Annotated in this window: 14 protein-coding genes; 8 read left to right on the top strand and 6 right to left on the bottom strand. The window is 51.3% G+C overall.

The window, feature by feature from the left end:
* Positions 1 to 75: 75 nt before the first annotated feature.
* From BGX16_RS02920 to BGX16_RS02945, 6 genes are all read left to right on the top strand, one after another.
* Positions 76 to 2,322, top strand: a complete 2,247-nt coding sequence (locus BGX16_RS02920) for a carbohydrate-binding protein (RefSeq protein WP_100424719.1) — start codon at positions 76 to 78, stop codon at positions 2,320 to 2,322.
* Positions 2,323 to 2,461: 139 nt separating this feature from the next.
* Positions 2,462 to 4,537 (top strand): carbohydrate-binding protein, encoded by a 2,076-nt coding sequence (locus tag BGX16_RS02925; protein WP_241899415.1) that lies wholly within the window; start codon positions 2,462 to 2,464, stop codon positions 4,535 to 4,537.
* Positions 4,538 to 4,633: 96 nt separating this feature from the next.
* Positions 4,634 to 6,313, top strand: a complete 1,680-nt coding sequence (locus BGX16_RS02930; protein ID WP_100424721.1) for a sialate O-acetylesterase — start codon at positions 4,634 to 4,636, stop codon at positions 6,311 to 6,313.
* A gap of 175 nt (positions 6,314 to 6,488) precedes the next feature.
* Complete coding sequence (locus BGX16_RS02935; protein WP_100424722.1) at positions 6,489 to 8,789, top strand: beta-xylosidase family glycoside hydrolase; 2,301 nt, start codon at positions 6,489 to 6,491, stop codon at positions 8,787 to 8,789.
* A gap of 24 nt (positions 8,790 to 8,813) precedes the next feature.
* Complete coding sequence (locus BGX16_RS02940; protein WP_241899416.1) at positions 8,814 to 10,319, top strand: extracellular catalytic domain type 1 short-chain-length polyhydroxyalkanoate depolymerase; 1,506 nt, start codon at positions 8,814 to 8,816, stop codon at positions 10,317 to 10,319.
* 18 nt (positions 10,320 to 10,337) lie between these two features.
* Positions 10,338 to 12,149, top strand: coding sequence for a carbohydrate-binding protein (locus tag BGX16_RS02945; RefSeq protein WP_241899417.1), 1,812 nt, complete (start codon positions 10,338 to 10,340; stop codon positions 12,147 to 12,149).
* 66 nt (positions 12,150 to 12,215) lie between these two features.
* Here the strand turns inward: BGX16_RS02945 and BGX16_RS02950 are convergent, their stop codons facing one another.
* The 4 genes from BGX16_RS02950 to BGX16_RS15175 all read right to left on the bottom strand — a co-directional run bounded on the left by BGX16_RS02950 (position 12,216) and on the right by BGX16_RS15175 (position 15,886).
* The gene (locus tag BGX16_RS02950; RefSeq protein WP_100424724.1) at positions 12,216 to 12,461 is read right to left on the bottom strand and encodes an LEPR-XLL domain-containing protein; all 246 of its coding nucleotides are present in this window, start codon (positions 12,459 to 12,461) and stop codon (positions 12,216 to 12,218) included.
* 59 nt (positions 12,462 to 12,520) lie between these two features.
* Positions 12,521 to 13,924: an FISUMP domain-containing protein gene (locus tag BGX16_RS02955; protein WP_100424725.1), complete on the bottom strand. Its 1,404-nt coding sequence runs from the start codon at positions 13,922 to 13,924 to the stop codon at positions 12,521 to 12,523.
* A gap of 401 nt (positions 13,925 to 14,325) precedes the next feature.
* Entirely contained in the window at positions 14,326 to 15,618 is a 1,293-nt protein-coding gene (locus tag BGX16_RS02960) for an ATP-binding protein (protein WP_100426729.1), read from the bottom strand.
* A gap of 175 nt (positions 15,619 to 15,793) precedes the next feature.
* Entirely contained in the window at positions 15,794 to 15,886 is a 93-nt protein-coding gene (locus BGX16_RS15175) for an LEPR-XLL domain-containing protein (RefSeq protein ID WP_157798086.1), read from the bottom strand.
* Between the two features lie 148 nt (positions 15,887 to 16,034).
* Here BGX16_RS15175 and BGX16_RS02965 point away from each other — a divergent pair, with 148 nt between their 5' ends.
* Entirely contained in the window at positions 16,035 to 16,247 is a 213-nt protein-coding gene (locus BGX16_RS02965) for a DUF2281 domain-containing protein (RefSeq protein ID WP_100424726.1), read from the top strand.
* Positions 16,247 to 16,651 carry a type II toxin-antitoxin system VapC family toxin gene (locus BGX16_RS02970; RefSeq protein ID WP_100424727.1) on the top strand — a complete coding sequence of 135 codons (405 nt, stop codon included), beginning with the start codon at positions 16,247 to 16,249 and terminating at the stop codon, positions 16,649 to 16,651. Before BGX16_RS02965 ends, BGX16_RS02970 begins: the two co-directional genes overlap by 1 nt.
* A 473-nt stretch (positions 16,652 to 17,124) precedes the next feature.
* On the opposite strand, the gene istB is transcribed toward BGX16_RS02970, so the two are convergent.
* A complete protein-coding gene (gene istB, locus BGX16_RS02975; protein WP_100424728.1) occupies positions 17,125 to 17,901 on the bottom strand; it encodes an IS21-like element helper ATPase IstB in 777 nt (258 codons plus the stop codon).
* Positions 17,898 to 19,439 carry an IS21 family transposase gene (istA, locus tag BGX16_RS02980; protein ID WP_100424729.1) on the bottom strand — a complete coding sequence of 514 codons (1,542 nt, stop codon included), beginning with the start codon at positions 19,437 to 19,439 and terminating at the stop codon, positions 17,898 to 17,900. Before istA ends, istB begins: the two co-directional genes overlap by 4 nt.
* Positions 19,440 to 19,534 lie beyond the last annotated feature (95 nt).

Raw genomic sequence — 19,534 nt, forward strand, 5'->3', positions numbered from 1 at the left:
CGATGAAAATCGGCTTTTTTTGTGGGTAGTTTTAGCAACATAAGTTAAGTGTGGTTTTGCCTCATAGGAGTTCTTATGTTGAACGGGAATGTATGGTGCAAGTCTTGCCTTCAAAAGGTGGCTTGTCTGGTTGCAGGTCTTACGGTTTTTGGCCTGGCGGATAATCCGATTTCGAGCTACCATTATCTGGCGGACCCCGCCGCCGCATCCGATGGAGAGTATTTCTACGTCATTACCGACTCTGACGACCCGGCGGCAGCCAATGCCAACGGCTACAACATCAAGGCCCTTTATGCTTTCCGCACGAAGGACATGAAGAACTGGACCGACTTCGGCATTATCTACGATGCCCGCAAGGTTGACGGTATCGGCGATATCTGGGCATCCGGTATTGCGGTAAACCCCAATGACGGACGCCTGTACATCGTTTTCCCCGATGGCGGTGGCGGCGGTATCGGCCTCATCGGCGCCGACAGTATTGCAGGCCCCTGGACGAACCCTGTTTCGGGCAACAAGAAGCTGATCAACAACTGGGGAGGTGGTCTTGCGGACTGCGACGGTATCGGTTGGTGCTTTGATCCGGCTATTTTCTTCGACGACGACGGCCAGGGCTATTTCACTTTCGGTGGCGGCAGCAGCGATACCCGCAAGGCGGAGGACAACAACAACGACATTTTCAACATTTACAAGCTGAACAAGGACATGAAGGGTTTTGACGTGAATACCAAGACCCACCTGAAGATTGGTGGCCCGAGGGCCATGGAAGCTTCCTACATTCACAAGTACAAGGGAAACTACTACCTTTCCTACAGTACAGCGGATTTGCGCATTGCCTACGGCATGTCCAAGAACCCCATGGGTCCCTACGAATACAAGGGCATCTTCATGGGAAACCCGAGTATCAACGGCCAGAACATCAACGCGAACAACAACAACCATCACGGTATCGCGGAATTCAAGGGACGCTGGTATGTAACCTATCATGACCGCCGCATTGCCAACGGCTACGACGGCCTAGAAAAAATCCCCGCCGAAGACGGCAAGGCGGATCCAGTTGCAGCTTTCCACCGCAGCGTGAGCGTCGACGAGTTCTTCTACAATGACGATGGCACCATGATGCCGCTGACCTTTACCAAGGAAGGGCCGGAGCAGATCGAGAACTTTGACCCCTACGATTGGTACCCGGCCCTTACCAGTTCCAAGCAGAAGGGCATCCGCAGCCGTTCCAACTTTACCCTGGGCAAGGTGACCGAGCACCTGCTGCTCCCGCTTTCTACCAAGGAATCCTGGATCCGCGTGAGTGGCGTGGATTTTGGAACGGCGGCGACAGGGTTCGTGGTTCAGGCCGCGAGCGCCGAAGACGGCAACAAGATCGAAATCCACACGGATTCTGCCACAGGTACACTGGCAGGGGTCTGTTCCCTCAAGAATACGGGCAACAAAACTACCTATGTCGAAAACACCTGCGAGGTGGAAGGTCTCAAGGGTATCGTAGACCAGTTGTTCCTGGTGTTCAAGGGCTCCAAGGATTCTACCATGGCTATCAAGGCCTGGGGCTTCGAAGGCAGCGGAACTACGCCCCCTACACCACAGCAGCCCTATGGTGACAAGCCTTGGGAAGTTCCGGGAAAAATCGAAGCTGAAAATTACGATGTTCCAGGTTCTGGCCGTGGCGACGTGTCGTCCTACAGCGACAAAAATGCAGAAAACCAGGGAGACGCTGAATTCCGCGATACCGAAGGGGTAGACGTGGTAAAAGGCGGTTCCGGTTACGCCATCGGCTACACCGAGGCCGGCGAATGGCTGGAATACACCGTCGATGTGAAGACGACCGGGGACTACAAGTTGACCGTAAATGCAGCATCCGGTTCCAAGACTTCCAGCATCCTTTTCACAGTGGACGGCAACGCCCTTTCCGATACGGTCAAGATTCCCCAGACAGACACCACCTGGAATGTGTACAAGTTAATTGACGGCGGTTCCGTGAAGCTTACAGAAGGCTCCCATATTATCCGTCTTTCCATTACCGGTAGCTACGTAAATGTAGACTGGTTCAAGCTGGAATCCATCGTAAACGGCGAAGTGGTGGAAATTTCCGAAGAAACCACCGGGATTCTTGTCCGGCATGTAAAACTTGACGCGATACAAACATCTGCCTACGACGTGTTTGACCTGCGGGGCCATAAGGTGGCAAGTTTCATGGCCACTAGCTTATCTGAAGCGTCCAAAATGTGGCGTTCCCGGGCCCAGAAATTTCAGGGAATATGCTTGATCCGTAGCCGTAAAACAGGAATGGTGGCTAAAATCCCCGTTTCCCGCTAGTTTTCCACAAAACACATCCAAGAGAGGCACCTCCAAATGGAGGCGCCTTTCTTGAAATAAATAAGGGCTAAAAAGTCAACCCTTGACAAAAAGCAAAAAGGACGATGCATTTTTTGTCGAGCGGTGGAAAGGAGTAATCATGAAAATTTCAAATAGGGTGAAGAATGTATCCTGTATTCTCGGGGTATTCGGGATTGGGTGCACGGCGATGGCCGCGACTGTCAACGTGGATTTAGACGAAGAACATCAGGTCATACGCGGTTTTGGGGGTATGGTCCATAACCAGTGGCAGGGCGGTGGCGGCCTTTCCGAAGCTGACGCAAAGATTGCGTTCGGTACAGGTGAAGGCACAATCGGCCTCAATACGCTGCGTATTCCCGTATATGCGAGCTCAAGCGATTTCAACAAGGAAGTGAACGCCGCGAAGTACGCCAAAAAATACGCCGGTGATGACTTTCTCTTGTATGCAACACCCTGGACTTCGCCTTATGCCGGAGCCAATCAGCACATGGCAGACTCAAATTACCAGAACTATGTAGACCATCTGAACAGCTTTACGGCATACATGAAGGATCAGGGTGTGCCCCTCTATGCCATTTCCATCAGTAACGAACCGGACTGGTGTGGGGAATGGGCCTGCTGGAGTGCCGATGAAATCTATAACTTCACCAAGGACTATGCCGATCAAATGCGCAAGAACGGTACCAAGGTAATTTCTACGGAATCCTTCGCATACCAAAAAAAATTGTACAACAAGGTGCTAGACGACGCAAATGCCCTCAAGAACTGGGACATTCTCGGAGCCCATTTCTATGCCAGCAGCGCTACTACCGGCGACGATTTTTTCCAATACGCACTAGCGGATCAGAAAAACGTGGAACGTTGGATGACGGAACACTACACCGAAAGTCAGGGCAGCGGCAACTACTGGCGCAAAGTCATGTATACGGGTGACCAAGCAAATCAGAACAAGCTGGATACGGTACGTGCCATGGACGTGGGCTATGAAATCCACCGCGCCATGGTGGTGGGTAACTTCAATCAGTACACCTGGTGGTATATCCGCCGCTGTTACGGCCTGATCATGGAAAAGGATTTTGGCAACAAGCTCAGCATTCCCACCGATGAAATCGGAAAGATTTCCAAGCGCGGTTACATAATGAGCCAGTTTGCCCGTTTCGTACGCCCTGGGGCCATCCGTGTGGGGGCAACCGACAAGCCCGAAGACAATCTCTTTGCTAGCGCCTACAAGAGTGCCGATGGAGATAGCGTCATTGTCGTGCTGGTGAACCGGGATTACGGCAAGAGCAAGACGGTGACGGTGAACGTGCCGGGTGCCGATATATCGACTTTCCACATGTACACTACCAGCGAGGCGAAAAATGCCAAGGACGAAGGCGAAGTGGAAGTGGAAAACGGATCTGTCACCATTACCATGGAATCCGGCGCCACCAACAAGGACTGTATCGTGACCCTGGTGGGCGTTGGAGAACAGATTGTCATTCCCCGAGAACCCTACGATGGTAAAGTCGCAACTTTGCCGGGTAAGGTCGAAGCCGAAAACTACGACGTACCGGGCAAGGGTAAGGGAAATTCCACCTACCAGGATTCCGATTCCGAGAACAAGGGCGACGCCGAATTTCGCGATACCGAAGGGGTAGACGTGGTAAAAGGCGGTTCCAATTACGCCATCGGTTACACCACGACGGGCGAATGGTTGGAATACACTGTCGACGTGAAGAAATCGGGCGAATACGAGTTGCTGGTTCATGCCGCCTCCGGAAGCGAAACTTCCAGTTTCCAGTTCTCCATTGACGGGCAAACCATGACCGAGGTTATCGAGATGCCCAAGACCGGCGAGGACTGGAGCGTTTACAAGGATGTTTCAGCCGGCAAGGTGAACCTGACGGAAGGTCAGCACATTGTGCGGCTCTCCATTACGGGTGGCTACGTGAATATCGACTGGTTCCGCTTCGGCACCGAGGCGGAAGAATACAAGGAAGGTACGACTTTTACGGTGTCCGCGCCCCTGCTCCTGCCCACCGAAACTGAAAATTTCCGTATTTTCGACATGAATGGCAGCTATCTGGGTTCCGTCCAGGCGATGGGAATGCAGGAACTCCGTTCCAGGGCAGCAAATCTGGTGAAACGGGGCGGAGCCTATCTGGCCAAGTCCCTCGGTGGCCGTACTGTACGCATCCAGGTGACCAAATAGATTTATCCATCGTTGACTATTTGTCCATAGAACATGGGGCTTTCCCCGTGTTCTTTGTGCTTTTTGGGGGGTAGTTTTAAGGAAAAGGAGTGTGATATGGACATGAAAAAAAAGTCCGATTTTTTGACAACGGTTTCTTGGGCCGTTTGGGGATTGCTTTTGATTCCCCTGATGCTTCAAGCCGCTCCTAATCCCAATTTTCACATTTACATAGCCTACGGACAAAGCAATATGGCAGGGAACGGCGATATAGACCCAGCTGTAGACCAGGCTACAGCCCCGAAAAACTTCATTATGCTTGCTTCCCATACGGCAAATGCGAGTCAGCGCAGCGGAAACACGACCCAGTCCATTAAGACAGGAGAATGGGCCGCGGCAATTCCTCCCATGTTCCATGCCTTCGAGAATCTTTCCCCGGCGGACTACTTTGGTCGCGCCATGGTGGATTCCTTGCCGGGGGTTACGGTGGGTATTATCCCCGTAGCTATCGGAGCTGTAAGTATCAAGGCCTTTGACAAGGACCAGTACCAGGCCTACTTCAGTTCTGCCGCAAGCTATATCCAGAGTTGGGCAAAGGACTACGATTCAAATCCTTACCAGAGGATTGTGGATTTAGGCAAGAAGGCCAAGGAAGTGGGCGTCATCAAGGGTTTTATCTTTCACCAGGGCGAAACCGACGGGGCGGGCACGGAATGGCAAAACAACGTGTATAAGACCTACAAAGACATTGTAGATGCCCTGGAACTGGACGAAAACGAAGTTCCTTTTGTGGCGGGCGAAATGATGAACGATCCTACGGGAAATTCGGGCCAAGGAAGTTGCTGCTCTAGCAAGAACACCGGCATCGCCCAACTAAAGAGCAAGTTCAAGAAATTCGGACTTGCCTCTTCCCAGGGGCTCAAGGGCAACGGCAAAGACCCCTATCATTTTGGCCGTGAGGGCGTGATTGAACTAGGCAAACGTTATGCATCCGAAATGCTCAAGCTCATCGACAAGACCATTGATCCAAATGCCCCGGAAGTGAACCTGGTGGATCCGACCCAGTCAACGGTAGCCGATGAACCGCCCGAAGAATATGGACCCTATGGCGATGAACCTGCAACGATTCCCGGTACTATCGAAGCGGAGGAATATAACAAGGGTGGCGCAGGCAAGGCCTACTACGACCTAAACAAGGGTAACGAAGGGGGCAAATTCCGCAAGGACGATGTGGATATTTACCAACCCAATATGGGATTGTCTATAGGCTATTGCCAAAAGGGGGAATGGCTCAAGTACACGGTAAATGTAACGGCCGACGGTGAATACGAAATTTCAGCCAATGTGGCAGGCGACAACGGTACCGGTAGCTTTGTCCTATACATGGATGATGAACGCATCGGCGAAGAAATTCTGAATAACGGAAAGGGCTTTGACACGTACTCCGTGGTAAGCGGCGGTAAGGTCTCCCTGAAGGCGGGGAAACACGATCTGAAGCTGGAAATCACCAACGACTGGATCGATATCGATTACGTAGAGTTTAAGACTGTAGCGGTTGCCGATTCGAATACGACAGCGATTGCGAAGGACTTGAAACTTATAACCGAACCCGAAAGCGGCTTTGAACTCTTTGACCTGCGGGGGAAGCGCGTGGCTCGATTCCGGGCAAGCGGTATGGCGGATGCCCTGAACTATGCCAGGTCGGGAACGATTAATCTGCGTCGTGGAGTTTACCTGCTCCGCGGAAACGTGGCCGGAGCTACCGTGACCCGCAAGGTAGGCATTTATGTCGAATAGCGAAATCAGAATCATAAAGCAGATTGCGGTCATGGGACTTTTGGTCGTAATTCTCGGGATGCTTTTCAGCTAGAACTTTTGGGAACCTTTTTTGTGCTTGTAAAAAAACTTGTATACCAGGGTACTGTTTTGCAGGTAAGCAACTCAGGCGGTGCACTTGGGTTTAGGAGTTAACATGGGATGCTTTAGATCTACGGCCTACGCCTGCGGCGTGGCTTTATTCAATGCAATATTTACATTTGGGGCGACGGTTTCTAATCCCATAACCTGGGTGGACAATCCGGACCCTTCTATTGTGCGTGTGGAAGACACCTATTATATGGTAACCACCACCATGCATTTTGCGCCCGGTGTACCGGTAATGGCTTCCAAGGATCTAGCCCAGTGGCGTACCGTGGGCTATGCCTATCAGACTCTCGTAGACAATGACCAGCAGAACCTGGATAATGGCAAGGACGCCTACGGAAAGGGCTCCTGGGCGTCCAGCATTCGTTTCCACAAGGGTTTCTTTTATGTGCTGACACCTTCCTATACGACGGGCAAGACTCATTTGTATAAAACCGCCGATGTAGAAAATGGCCCCTGGACCGAAACCACGTTGCCCTTCTATCACGATCCCTCCCTCTTTTTCGAGGATGACGGCACCGTGTGGGTGTTTTACGGTAGCGGAGACCAGATTAGCTATGTGCAGCTGAACGACGACGCGAGTGGCGTCAAGGTCGGAGGGCGTAGCGGCACGCTGGACGGTGTAAGTATCAATGCCGTGACAAATACCACCCAGTATTATGTGCAGCAGGAAGGGGCTCACATGGAAAAGGTCAACGGGGAATACTACCTGTATACCATTTCCTGGCCTGCCGGCAAATGCCGTAGCTCCATTGTTTACCGTTCCAAAAGTCTCCTTTCCGGTTTTAGCGGACGCATTTTCCTGCAAGACAACGGTGTGGCCCAGGGCGGCATCTTTGACACTCCCGATGGAAAATGGTACGCCCTTTTGTTCCGGGATTCGGGCCCCGTAGGCCGTATTCCGTATCTGGTACCCACCAGTTGGAAAGACGGTTGGCCTGTTGCAGATGGCGGTAAGGCCCCTGCGACCTTGGATCTTCCCGAAAACGCCCTGCCCGGTTACGGTATGGTCACCAGCGACGATTTCGATTCCGAGGTTTTGCCGCTGGAATGGCAGTGGAACCACAATCCCGATAACAGGAACTGGAGCCTTTCTGCAAATCCGGGACATCTCCGCATTACCACGGGCCGTACCGATTCCCGTATCGTGAATGCCAAGAACACGCTTACCATGCGAACCTTTGGCCCAAAGTGTTCCGGCAGAACTTTGGTGAATGGCGCGGGCATGAAGGACGGCGACATGGCGGGGCTCGTGGCGTTACAAGACGACAAGGGCTTTGTGGCTCTTGCCAAGGAAAGCGGCAGCTACAAGGTAGTCATGTACCAGGGAACCAAGGATGGGGAAAGTGAGAAGGCCTCCGCGCCTATTTCGGGTTCCGAAGTTTACCTGCGGGTGGATTTCGACCTACCCCTGGACCATGGAACGGCTACCTTCTACTACAGCACCGATGGAAGTACCTGGAAAAAGATTGGCGACGATGTCAGCCTCAGTTATTCACTCCATATGTTTACGGGTTACCGCTTTGGCCTCTTCAATTTTGCCACCAAGACGGCAGGGGGCTACGCAGACTTTGACTGGTTCAAGATCGGCTCCGATTACAAGGATGAAATTTACCTGGACATGGTTCAGGATACCATTCCGCCCACGCCCTACAAGGACATTGCGGCAAAGGTCCCCGGCAAGATCGAGGCGGAAAATTACGACGTGGGTAAACCGAACCGGGCCTACTACGACAAAAGTAGCGAAAACCAGGGCAAGGTTTACCGCGACGAAGCCGTAGATATCGTAGGTCTAGAATGCTCTGATTCTGCCAACACCAAGGACTGCAAGGGTTATGCCGTAGGTTATACGCAAGAAGGCGAATGGCTGCGCTACACCGTAAACGTGGAAGAAATCGGTGAATACGAAATCCGAGTAAACATGGCAACGGCTTCAGAAAACGCGGGTGTGAAACTTTATATCGACGACAAGGCTATTTCGGAAATCATCTATGCTGAACAAGGTGAAGATTGGAGTACCTATACAACGGTTACGGCAAAGACTTCCGAAATTTCCGCCGGTGAACATGCCCTGAAAATGGAAATCGTCGGGAACTACGTGAACGTAGACTGGCTGGAATTCTGCAAGGAAAGCTGCAAAACAACGGGGCTTGTACACCGCGTAGAGCTCGGAGTGCAAGGTCTGCGCCATTACCGGGTATATTCACTGAACGGTGCCTTTGTGGGTTCCGTCGCAGCTCGGAATGCAAACGAGGCCCGTGCCAAGATCCGCACCATGGTTTTCGAAAAAGGCATTTACCTTATGCGTAGCCAGAACGGCTCTATCAGTCGTTTCATGGTGACTCGGTAAGTTTTGGTCAAAAAGGAGATGCAGATGATTGGCTTAAAAAAAAGTTTGGCTTTGGCCCTTTCTGGCATTGCGCTTATGGCTACTGCAGCCGTGGCCGACAATATAACGGTAAACGGAGCAAACCGCAGCATGCTCGTGTATGCTCCGTCAGGTATTGAGAGGAACCGCCCGCTTATCATTCAAATGCACGGCATGAACCAGGATGCGCCCTACCAGAAAAATGCGGCGAAGTGGGAATCCATTGCCGACACCGCGCGCTTTGTGGTGGTTTTCCCAAATGGCGAGAATAAGGCGTGGGATATTTCCGGTGACAAGGACGTGAACTTCCTCAAGGCCATCATCAACGAGATGGAAAGCAAGTACGGCATCGACAGAAACCGCGTCTACGTTTCCGGATTTTCGATGGGCGGCATGATGAGCTACCATGCTGCAAACAAAATGGGGGACATGATTGCTGCCATCGCCCCTGTTTCCGGTTACCCCATCGGAAACCCTGCGCCGGCTAGCACTCGCCCTATGCCGATTATCCATACCCATGGGACCTCCGACGACGTGGTGAATTACAGTAGCGGTGTGAATTATTTAAAGCGTTGGGTGTCCTTTAACAAATGCTCCGAAAGTTCCCAGGTGACCAAGCCCTATCCGGCTAACCGTTCAGGTTCCGCTGCCTCCCTGGAAGTGTGGAGTAGCTGCTCTAACGACGTAGAAGTGCGCCTCATGTCCATCGCCGGAAAAGGCCACTGGTATTCCATGGATTTGGCCAGCGTGAATACCAGTGATGAAATCTGGAACTTCGTAAAAAACTATTCGCTCGATGGTTCGAGCATTACTCCACCGACTCCAGCGATTGTGGTGCCCACGAACCGCGATAGCATTTTTAACGGCGGTTTCGATTCAAGCGCCGTGGCTTGGGACTTGCAGTTGCATGGTGATGCGCAAGCGATAGGTGAGGCAAAAGATGGTAAGTATCAGTTCAATATTTCCGCTATCGGTACGCAGAATTATCAGGTGCAGCTGATCCAGCACGATTTGCACCTTGAAAAGGGCGAGTGGTACGAAATCAGTTTTGATGCAAGCGCGGGTGCGGCCCGTACGCTCGAGGTCAACGTGGAGCAGCATAATGACCCGTGGGAATCTTACCTCACGAAAAAGCAGAATTTTGAGCTCGGCACAGATATGAAGACCTATTCGTTCAAATTCCAGATGACGGCCGCAACCGATACGAATAGCCGCCTGAGTTTTAACGCGGGCGCTGCCACGGGAACACTTACGCTTGACAACGTGAAAATGGCGAAGCTGGATGCATCGCAGATTCCGGTCGAAGATTCCACGACAGCATTGGGCCATATTCGTCTAGAACAGTCCGGCGTACAGGATTATGCGGTATTCAGTATGAACGGAGCTTTCCTGGGGCGCGTGATAGCCGATAAGGCGGGGCTTTACGAAGCAGCCAAAAATTTGGTGAAACGATCTGGAATGTTCGTGGTTAAGTCTGATGTTGGAGTGACATTCAGGTTGAATGTCAAGTAGTTTCAACAAGGAGTCGTGATGAAGGTTGCGATTACAAAAGCAACGCTTGCTGCAGCGTTCTCGCTTTTGACGATGAGCTTTGCGCACCCTGATAGTTTGGTGCTTACTCCCCCCATGGGGTGGAACAGTTGGAATGTTTTCCACGAAAACATCAACGAAAACCAGATCAAGGAAATCGCGGATGCGATGGTCGAATCTGGCTTGAAGGATGCTGGCTACGTTTTTCTGAACCTCGATGACAACTGGATGGATACCAAGCGCGATGCGCAAGGTAACCTCCAGAATAATCCGAAAACTTTTCCGAGCGGCATGAAGGCTTTGGCCGATTACGTGCATGCAAAGGGACTCAAGTTCGGTCTTTACGGCGACCGTGGTAAACGTACTTGCCACCATTACAATAGCAACTGGCAGAGTGAAAGTGGCTCCAATGGTCACGAAGAACAGGATGCCAAAAAGCTTGCAGAATGGGGTGTAGACTACTGGAAGTACGACAACTGTGATTCCGACCCGAATACCCAGGAAAAAGATTACACCGCCATGTCCAAGGCTCTTCGCAATTCCGGACGCGATATCGTGTTCAGCATTTGCATGTGGGAATACAAGGAATGGATGCCAAAAATTGCTAACCTCTGGCGTACCACTTTCGATATCGGCCCCGCATGGATTTCGCAGTCCTGGTACCGCGGCGTCTATGAAATTATCGATGCGAACAACAAGTACTGGCAAATCGCTAAACCTGGCCACTGGAACGACCCGGACATGCTCGAAGTGGGCAACGACGGTCTCTCTTACGAAGAACAGCGCTCCCAGATGACGATGTGGTCCATCATGGCGGCCCCCATCATGATCAGTTCCGACATCCGCAAGATGAGCAACGAAACCAAGGAACTCTATCTGAACAAAGACATGATCGCCATCAACCAGGATTCCCTGGGCGTTCAGGGCCACCGCATTTCTGACGTGGACGGAAAGCAGGTTTGGACCAAGCCTTTGAAGAACGGCGACATTGCTGTGGCACTTCTAAACAACAATTCTTCTATCCAGACCGTCGAATGCAACTTTGCAGACATTGGCGTAGAAGGCGAAGTAGAAGTTCGCGATGCCTGGAAAAAGAAGGACTTGGGCCCGGTATCCCATGTTTCTATCGAACTTCCGGCTCACGGCTCTGCACTGCTCCGCTTAATTCTTAAGCCGGTTCCACGCGCCCCGTTTAAGGGCGAAGCACTCGCCATTCCGGGTAAGATCGAAGTGGAAGATTTTGACGTGAACGGCGTAGGTCAGGGCAACACCACTTACAACGAAAAGGATACCGAAAACCACGGCGATAGCGATTACCGCCCGGATACCGGCGTGGACCTTTACAAGAAGGCGACCGGCGTGATTGTCGGTTACAACCAGGCGGGTGAATGGCTCGAATATACAGTGAAGGTGGCCAAGACCGGAACTTATACCATGAACGCTTCTGTGGCTTCTGCCAACAACACGTCAAGCTTCAAGCTTTCCATGGATGGCAAGGACATTACCGAAGAAATATCCGTTCCGCAGGCTACCACCGGCGAAAATAACTACGATGAATACAATACGGTCGAAGCCAAGGTGAACCTGACCGAAGGCGAACACATTCTCCGCTTCACGGTTACCGGCGACTGGATGGACATTGACTACATCAAGTTCTGCGAAAACGAAAGCTGCGAAGAAACGGAAGAAATTCGTATGACAATCCCCGCGACAGTGCGCGACGTTTCACCGCGACTTCTCAAAAAAGGCAATGCGATGTTCATCGAAAAGAACGGCAAGCGCTTCGATTTGACGGGGCACCGGATCAAGTAAGCCGGGGTAGCTGACACTAAGGGAACAACCTGAGACTTATTTGTCTTGAAATCACCTTCTGGCCATTTACGACATCTGCCAAAGAAAGGCGTTCTGGTTCATTATCGGATTTTGTGGAATTACGACAAGAAGTCCATCAATCTTCGATGAATTGCTATCAATTGTGTAGGCACCGACATTCAATGCATTGAGCTCATCATTCCAGTCGTTTACCGAAGCATCCATCAAGAGTCTCGGTTCAAGAGACTCAATTTTGTAATTTTTACGATTGTTTTTCTTGGATTTTTTGTTCTTCTTGTTGAATTTAGACATATAACCCCTATAGCCTTTTTCCAAAAGACATTGTTAATTTGTTTAAAATCTTGTTATAATTAGTAGTTTTTTACACAGCGGACAGAAAAGCCCTGCGTTTTTAAACCTCTAAAGGTTCTATTAAACTCATTCGTTCGAATCGCAACTCGATATGAACAATCATCATATTCTGGATATTGTTGCGGCAGCCAATATAACGCAGAATTTGAAATGTATCCATACTCTAGAGCCACAGGATTCCAATAGCCTGCTGGCAGCAAGGACATTCCATACAAGTTTTCGTTACTGAAGCCCGCAACCTTCGAGCCCATATAGTGGGCGACACTCCCCCCCGTCCTCTGGTCTAAATGCGCCCATTCGCCAGAATTCATAATATGCCAGCCATCCGGGCAGATTCCCTGATGCTGGACATAGTTCTGGGGTTGTCCATATCCACTTGGATAAACAAATTTTTGCGAACAGGCCTCCGCACTGATAGATACACTGTCGCATACGGCAGGAAAGCCCATTGCATTGCTCCAGGTATAGAGTCCGCCCCAGCCGTTTTCGCAGTACCACGAGTCATCATCATAGCAGTACTTCGTGGAGTCTCCCTGCACAGTACCGCCTGGAACCATCTTGCCATAATTCAGGTTTTCGGCAAAGATAACATAGGTTCTCTCAAAACTATCATCATACATGCTCACCGTACGATACTTGTGTCCGTCGCGCAGGTCCGTGAACTCACCGTAAGACACTTTCTCGTTAAATTGCTCCGTCATGTCGAAGTAGCTGCTGCTACTGACTTTAGATGAGCTGGATGATTCCACTGGGACCCAATATCCATCTTCGCAGACAAATCGCACCCCATCCTCTCTCCGAGTTGTACCCTCTTCATCTGCGGAACACGTTTTCTTTACTTTACTAGAGCTGCTGGACTCAATCTTGACATATTGACCACTCTTGCAAACATATCTCTCCCCAGTATCATAAATGGTCAAAATACGATTCTCATCCTTTTCTTCGCAAGATTCCGGAATCAATCCATTCGAAGAACTGCTCTTGGAGTCCGTGGACGAGCTTGATTTTGCGGAAGAAGAACTGTTTTCTTTTCCTGACGAAACCGAACTACCACCGGAAGACGTTCCTTTATCCGTAACAGAACTCGAGGAAATTGCGTCATCGCCACTGGAAGACGAAATTTCAGCAACAGGGTCCGGTCCGGCACCGCTGGAACTGTCATCACAGGCCGTAATACAGAACATTATAATAGCACCACCCAACAAACAAGTAGAGATCCTTCTCCCCATTCGGGGATCATGCCCACTAAGGCAACAAGTTGCCGAGTGGTCAAAGAGACTCCACTTCGTTCCTACCCAAAGGGCATAACTCAACTTTGACAACAAGTTGTCTAGTTTCGTATAGCTCAGGATGACACGTTTCAACCACTTCGTGCTCGCAATGATGTTTTTATAGTTTTTCATTATACAATTGTAGGTGGTTTTTAGGCAAAAATTGTGTTAAATGGTCTTCTTAGCTCCAGGCATGAACATGTCGAAATCCCGCTGGATTAGTTCGCCTGTGGAATTGTAGATGGGTAGCTGACACCAATAACATGCGAAGCGAATGCTGCGGCAGGCTGCTTGCAGACTGACATGGCTGAGCTGATGCTGTTATGCGCTTGCGCAATGCGTTAAAAATCTTCACAGAAGACCTCCGGTAACCTCAAAAGAATCTTTTTTCCAAATTTAAATTATTAAAACAGGAATCACGTTAGTGATTCCCCATCCGTGTGGCTCCATCGGGGGTTTTAGGGGGTGTCCCCCTAGGCGAGGGGGTGGAGAGCAACGGAGTGCGAACCAGGGGGAAGCCTCCCCCACCTGGGTTAATCCCTAAGGCAGCCAATCGGGACGACTTTTACACCGTCAGGTCTCGTATATGCCATTTGCCCACCCGTGACAACCATCAGCAGGTCCGGTTCACGAAGTTGAATTTGGTCGCTTTTCTTACTGTGTTCCCGTATAAGTTCCTTTAAAGTCGTCAGGTGCTTTGCTCCTTCTTCAATTTCGCGACTCCCCAGCTTAAATTCTATCAAGGCATAGCGTCCGTCATTCAAATGCAACACGGCATCGGCCTCGAGCCCGGTCCTGTCGCGATAATAAGAAAGTTCGCCACGTAGTTTTTGAGAATAGACCTTCAAGTCCCTGATGCAAAGCGTCTCGAAAACAAAACCGAAAGTTTTCAGGTCAGTGTAGAAGTATTCGGGAGAGACGCCCATCGCAGCGACGGCAATTGATGGGTCGGAAAATTCCCTCTTCTTCCCTGAACGGATAGATGTGGCGGAACGGATGGATGGGCTCCAGGCGTCCAGATCTTCTATGACGAATAGTCTGCGTAGCGCGTTTAAGTAGGAATCCAGTGTTATTATGGAAAAATTGTCCGATTCCGATAGAATATCCTTATGGATGCTAGAGGTCTTTGCCAAGGTAGAGACATTCCGGGCGTACGATTTTAGGATAGCCTTTGTCCATTTGGGGTTCCTTTCGACTCCGTCAACCGTGGATATGTCTGTCTGGCAGATGTTTTCAAGATAGTCTTGCGCGACGACAAGTTGGGCATCATCGCCTTTCTTGAAAAGAGCGGCCGGCCACCCGCCACGGCAAGCGGCATGAATTAGTTGCTCTATCGAAAGGCTTGACGTAATCCCGTCAATATCGCTTTCGGGGGCGTCGAACAGTTTTGAAAGTGATATTTGGCCATTGGATTCCTGTGATTCGAAAAGGCTCATGGGGAACATCTTCAATCGTGATATTCTCCCCGTTCCCGAATGGATTGTCTTTGAAAGATCAAAACTGGAAGAACCCGTCAAGATAAAGAGCCCGTCTTCTCCCCTACGGTCCACTTCCGTGCGGACGGCGTCCCACAGAATCGGGGCGTCCTGCCATTCGTCAATCAATCGAGGATTTTCCCCTTTCAGCAATAAAGACGGTTTAATCGATACGGTTGCAAGATAACTCTCCCTGAAGTCGGGATCTTGCATCTTGACAACGCTTTGGGCTTTTTGTTCTGCCGTCGTAGTCTTGCCGCACCATTTAGGACCGACTATAAGAACGGCACCCGAGGAACGAAGCCTCAGGTCCAGTTCGTCGTCAACCATTCTGCGAAAATACGTTTTCATATTTACAATATATATTCGTTTTGTAAAATTGTCAAATTTTGTTTTGTGTTTTTGTTTAATTTTGTTTTGTATTTTTGGAAGAAATATGCCGAATTCCTTGTAAAAGCGCATTTTTATAGCATTTTTCTTGAGATGTCGGCGTGTTTGGGTGCGGGGTGGTTGTTTTGGGGTGGGGTTAAGCATCCATCATCAAACGAGGCTCTAGCGACTCAATTTTGTAATTATTGCGGCGATTCTTCTTGTTGTTCTTCTTATAACTTAAATACAGCCCAGACGCAACAAAACTTTAAAAAAGAGGGCATTTTTGGACGAAAAATGCGAATTTAGAGCATTTTGTAAAGCCCATGGGGTATTCCAACTTGGAAGGGGGCCTTTTAAGCGTGTAAAAAGGTATATTTAGAGTGGAGGATACTCTTATGCCTATCGAACTACTGGAAAGAATCAAGACCCTTCCCGAGGGATACGAACAAGAAATCGTCGATTTCTTGGAATCCATCCTATTGAAAGCGGCTCAAGATCACAGAGCATCTAGCAGTCGCAGAATCGGCATAGCCAAGGGAGAATTGAAGTATCCTGACGATATCGACTTCTGCAACGACGAAATCGCAGAACTGTTTGGAGTAAATTGATGAAGGTGCTGCTAGACACCCATATCGCTCTTTGGGCTTTGAACGACGACGAAAAGTTATCCGAAAAAGCAAGAGCCATTATCAGCGATTGGCGAAACGTAATCTATTTCAGTAGCATCTCCATTTGGGAAATCGAGATTAAGCACATCATTCATCCAAATGAAATGATTAGCTCCGGTTCCGAAGTTGCAGCAAAATGCAGACAAGCCGAATTTGCCGAACTGCCACTACGAAGCAGCCATATACAGCAACTGCATACCCTGAGTAGAAAGGAAGGAAGTCCTTCACACAAAGACCCTTTCGACAGGATTCTTATCACGCAAGCTAAATCAGAAGATATGGTTTTCCTAACGCATGATTCTCTACTTGCCGATTACGAAGAACCTTGCGTAACTCTTGTCTGACAATTTCTCAAAATCATTAATACAAAATACCACAATCGTTAAGGTTGTGGTATTTTGCTTTTTAGTGGCGGGTGGGCGAGGTAAGCCGGGCGTTACGGCCTTTGGACTCTTAGCTCTTTAGTGCTTAGGTGTACATGGCCACCTTTAGGTGGTTAGGCGTCTGAGCACCCGCTAGAGAGGGTGGAGAGCAACGAAGTGCGAACCAGGGGGATACTTCCCCCTAAAAAAATTTCTCTCAAAAAAAACACGACCCTATTGACAATCGACATTTTCGAAACCATATTATAGTGAACAAATGTTCAATCAAACAAACAGCAACTAAAATTCCGTTTTTTTAGCTTGTAAACGGAAGGAGATATAGATGAAACGGATAAACGTCATGGACACCGATGATTATTCCGGAGCGGCGGAGCCGCCAGTCCGGAGAAGTGAGGGCCACTAGTCCGGCCTGACGGAGCCACCTGTTTTTTGCCCTACTGGGCTTCCGACGGGTTCAGCCCATACACTTCCCTCATGGACTTGTCAACCGACTTGTCGATGTACTCGATGTTTATCTTGTACGAGTCGAACGATATCCGGTCCATGATGGCGTCAGCAAGGGTGCTTTCGCCGTCGCATATCTGGTTGTACCAGTCCTTTTCCTCGTACTGGGAACAGAATATGGTCGACGATTTCTTGCGTCTCTTGTGGATTACCTCCAGCAGCAACCTGGCCTCGTTCTCGCGGAGCTTGAACAGCAGCCATTCGTCGATGATGAGGAGCGTCGGCTTGGTGTACTTCTGCAACGCGTTTTCGAGGGCGTGCCTGTCTTCCGCGGCGGACAGGTCCATCAGCAGGTCGGGCAGCCTGGTGAACCTTACCGAGTAGAACCGCTTGCAGGCCTCCATCCCGAACGCGCAGGCCAGATACGTCTTGCCGCTTCCGGTAGCGCCCGTGATGAAGATGTTGCGGCACTGCGATATGTACTCGCAGCTGGCGAGTTTCTGGATCAGCGCCTTGTTCAGCTTGCGTCCCGAGTGGTAGTCGATCGTAGCGACTCCCGCGTCGTTCTGCTCGAGCTCGGCCTTCTTGACGAGCCGTTCGAAGGCGTGGCTCTTGCGGCTGGCGTGTTCGGCGTCCACGAGCATGGCGAACCTCTCCTCGAAGGGGACGTCCTTCATTTTCGGGTCGTTCTGCTGGTTCCTGAACATCTCCGACATGGTCGTCATGCGCATCTCCACCAGCTTGTCGATTGTCGTGCTGACGCTCATCTTTCGCCTCCGTAGTTCCTGGCTCCGCGAGTGATTCCGCGGGCGGGCCGCCGTGCTTCGGTAGGCGGCGGGCTTGCGGACTTCCCCTTCCCGTACTGGAGTATGTCGCGGATGTTCTTGTAGCTGGGCCGGCTCGTGAACCCGAGCGCCTTGCCGCAGGCCCATTCCAGCATCGCCTCGCCGTGGCGCTTGCCGAGCTTGAGCACTCCCATGCACGCCCTGTACGACTGCTGTTCCACGCTCCCCGCCCTGAGCAGGGCGTCTATCACGGCGGCGGTCTTTTCGCCTATCCCGGAAGCCCAGCGGCGGAACCGGTCGCCGTCCCACTCGAGGTATTCCCGGTGGCCCTCGGGCATGTGCGCCTTCACCGTGGAGTACTGGCCGGGCCTTCCGCGCAGCCGCGCGTGGCTCGCGATGCGTTCGTGCCCGTAGAAGACCTCCACGGCGGTGTCGGTCAGGCGCGATTCCACCTGTTTTTTTATATACTGGTAGGGTACGGAGTAGTACATCCCGTCCAGGGCGATGTGGTAGTTGAACTGGACCGTCGACGTTTTCCACTCCGCCACTTCGAAGGGTGTGGCGGGAAGGGGCTTCAGCAGGGGGCGTTCCTCGCTCTCGAAGATTTCCCGCCTGCTGCATTCCTTCTTCTGGAACTGGCGCGCGTTGAACGTCTCCAGCCGTTCCCTTATGGCTTCGTTCAGTTCCGCGAGCGAGAAGAACTCCTCGTCGCGCAGCGCGGCCGTTATCCACGAGGATATCTTGCCGACGTTGCCCTCGACGCTCGCCTTGTCCTTGGGGTGGCGCACCCTTGCAGGGACGACGGCCGTCCCGTAGTGTTCCGCCATCTCGCCGTAGGTCCGGTTCAGCTGCGCCGTGTACCAGTCGCTGCGGGAGTGGTTTACCGCCGTCGTGCAGTTGTCGGGCACGAGCATCGTGGTCACCCCGCCGAAGTAGTCGTACATGTGCACGTGCGCCCTGATCCAGTTCCTCGTCTTCTCGTCGGTGAACGCCTCCACGTAGGTGTACTGGCTGTACGGCAGAGTCGCGACGAACAGGTGGGCGTCCATGAGTTCACCCGTGTCCGGGTCGATGACGTGCGCCGGGTCCCCGGCCCAGTCCACCTCCACGGTTTCCGCGGGGCGGCGGGGGATGCGCATTGTCGCCCTGCGTTTCTGTTCCTCCTGCTGGATGTAGTGGCAGAACTGCGAGTACATGAGCGGCTCGCGGTTGCAGAGCCGGCAGCTCTCGCAGTATTCGGTCCAAAGCAGTTTCTTCGTCACGCCGTTCCGGAGCAGCTCCTTGCGGATGTACTCGAAGTCTATCGAGTGGCTCGGCTGTGCCGGTTTCCTGTCGGGGAAGAGCGCCTTCTCGATTGTCGCGTCGTCCATGCTTTCGGCATGCGTCCAGTCGATCCTGGCCGCGTTCGCCGCCTCCACGGCACGTTTCACCGTGTTGCGGGATACGCCCGCCGTCCTTGCGATGTTCCTCTCGCTGAAGCCGAGATGCTTCAGCCGGAGGATTTCGCGGTATTTGGTCATGTGACCTCCATTGGAAAACCCGTCGCGACATTGCGACGGGCTATCCCATTATAGAGTTTTTCTTGACCGTTTGTGGGGTGGCTCTGTTCGACCGG

Source organism: Hallerella succinigenes (assembly GCF_002797675.1).
In the GTDB taxonomy this organism is placed as follows: Bacteria; Fibrobacterota; Fibrobacteria; order Fibrobacterales; family Fibrobacteraceae; genus Hallerella; species Hallerella succinigenes.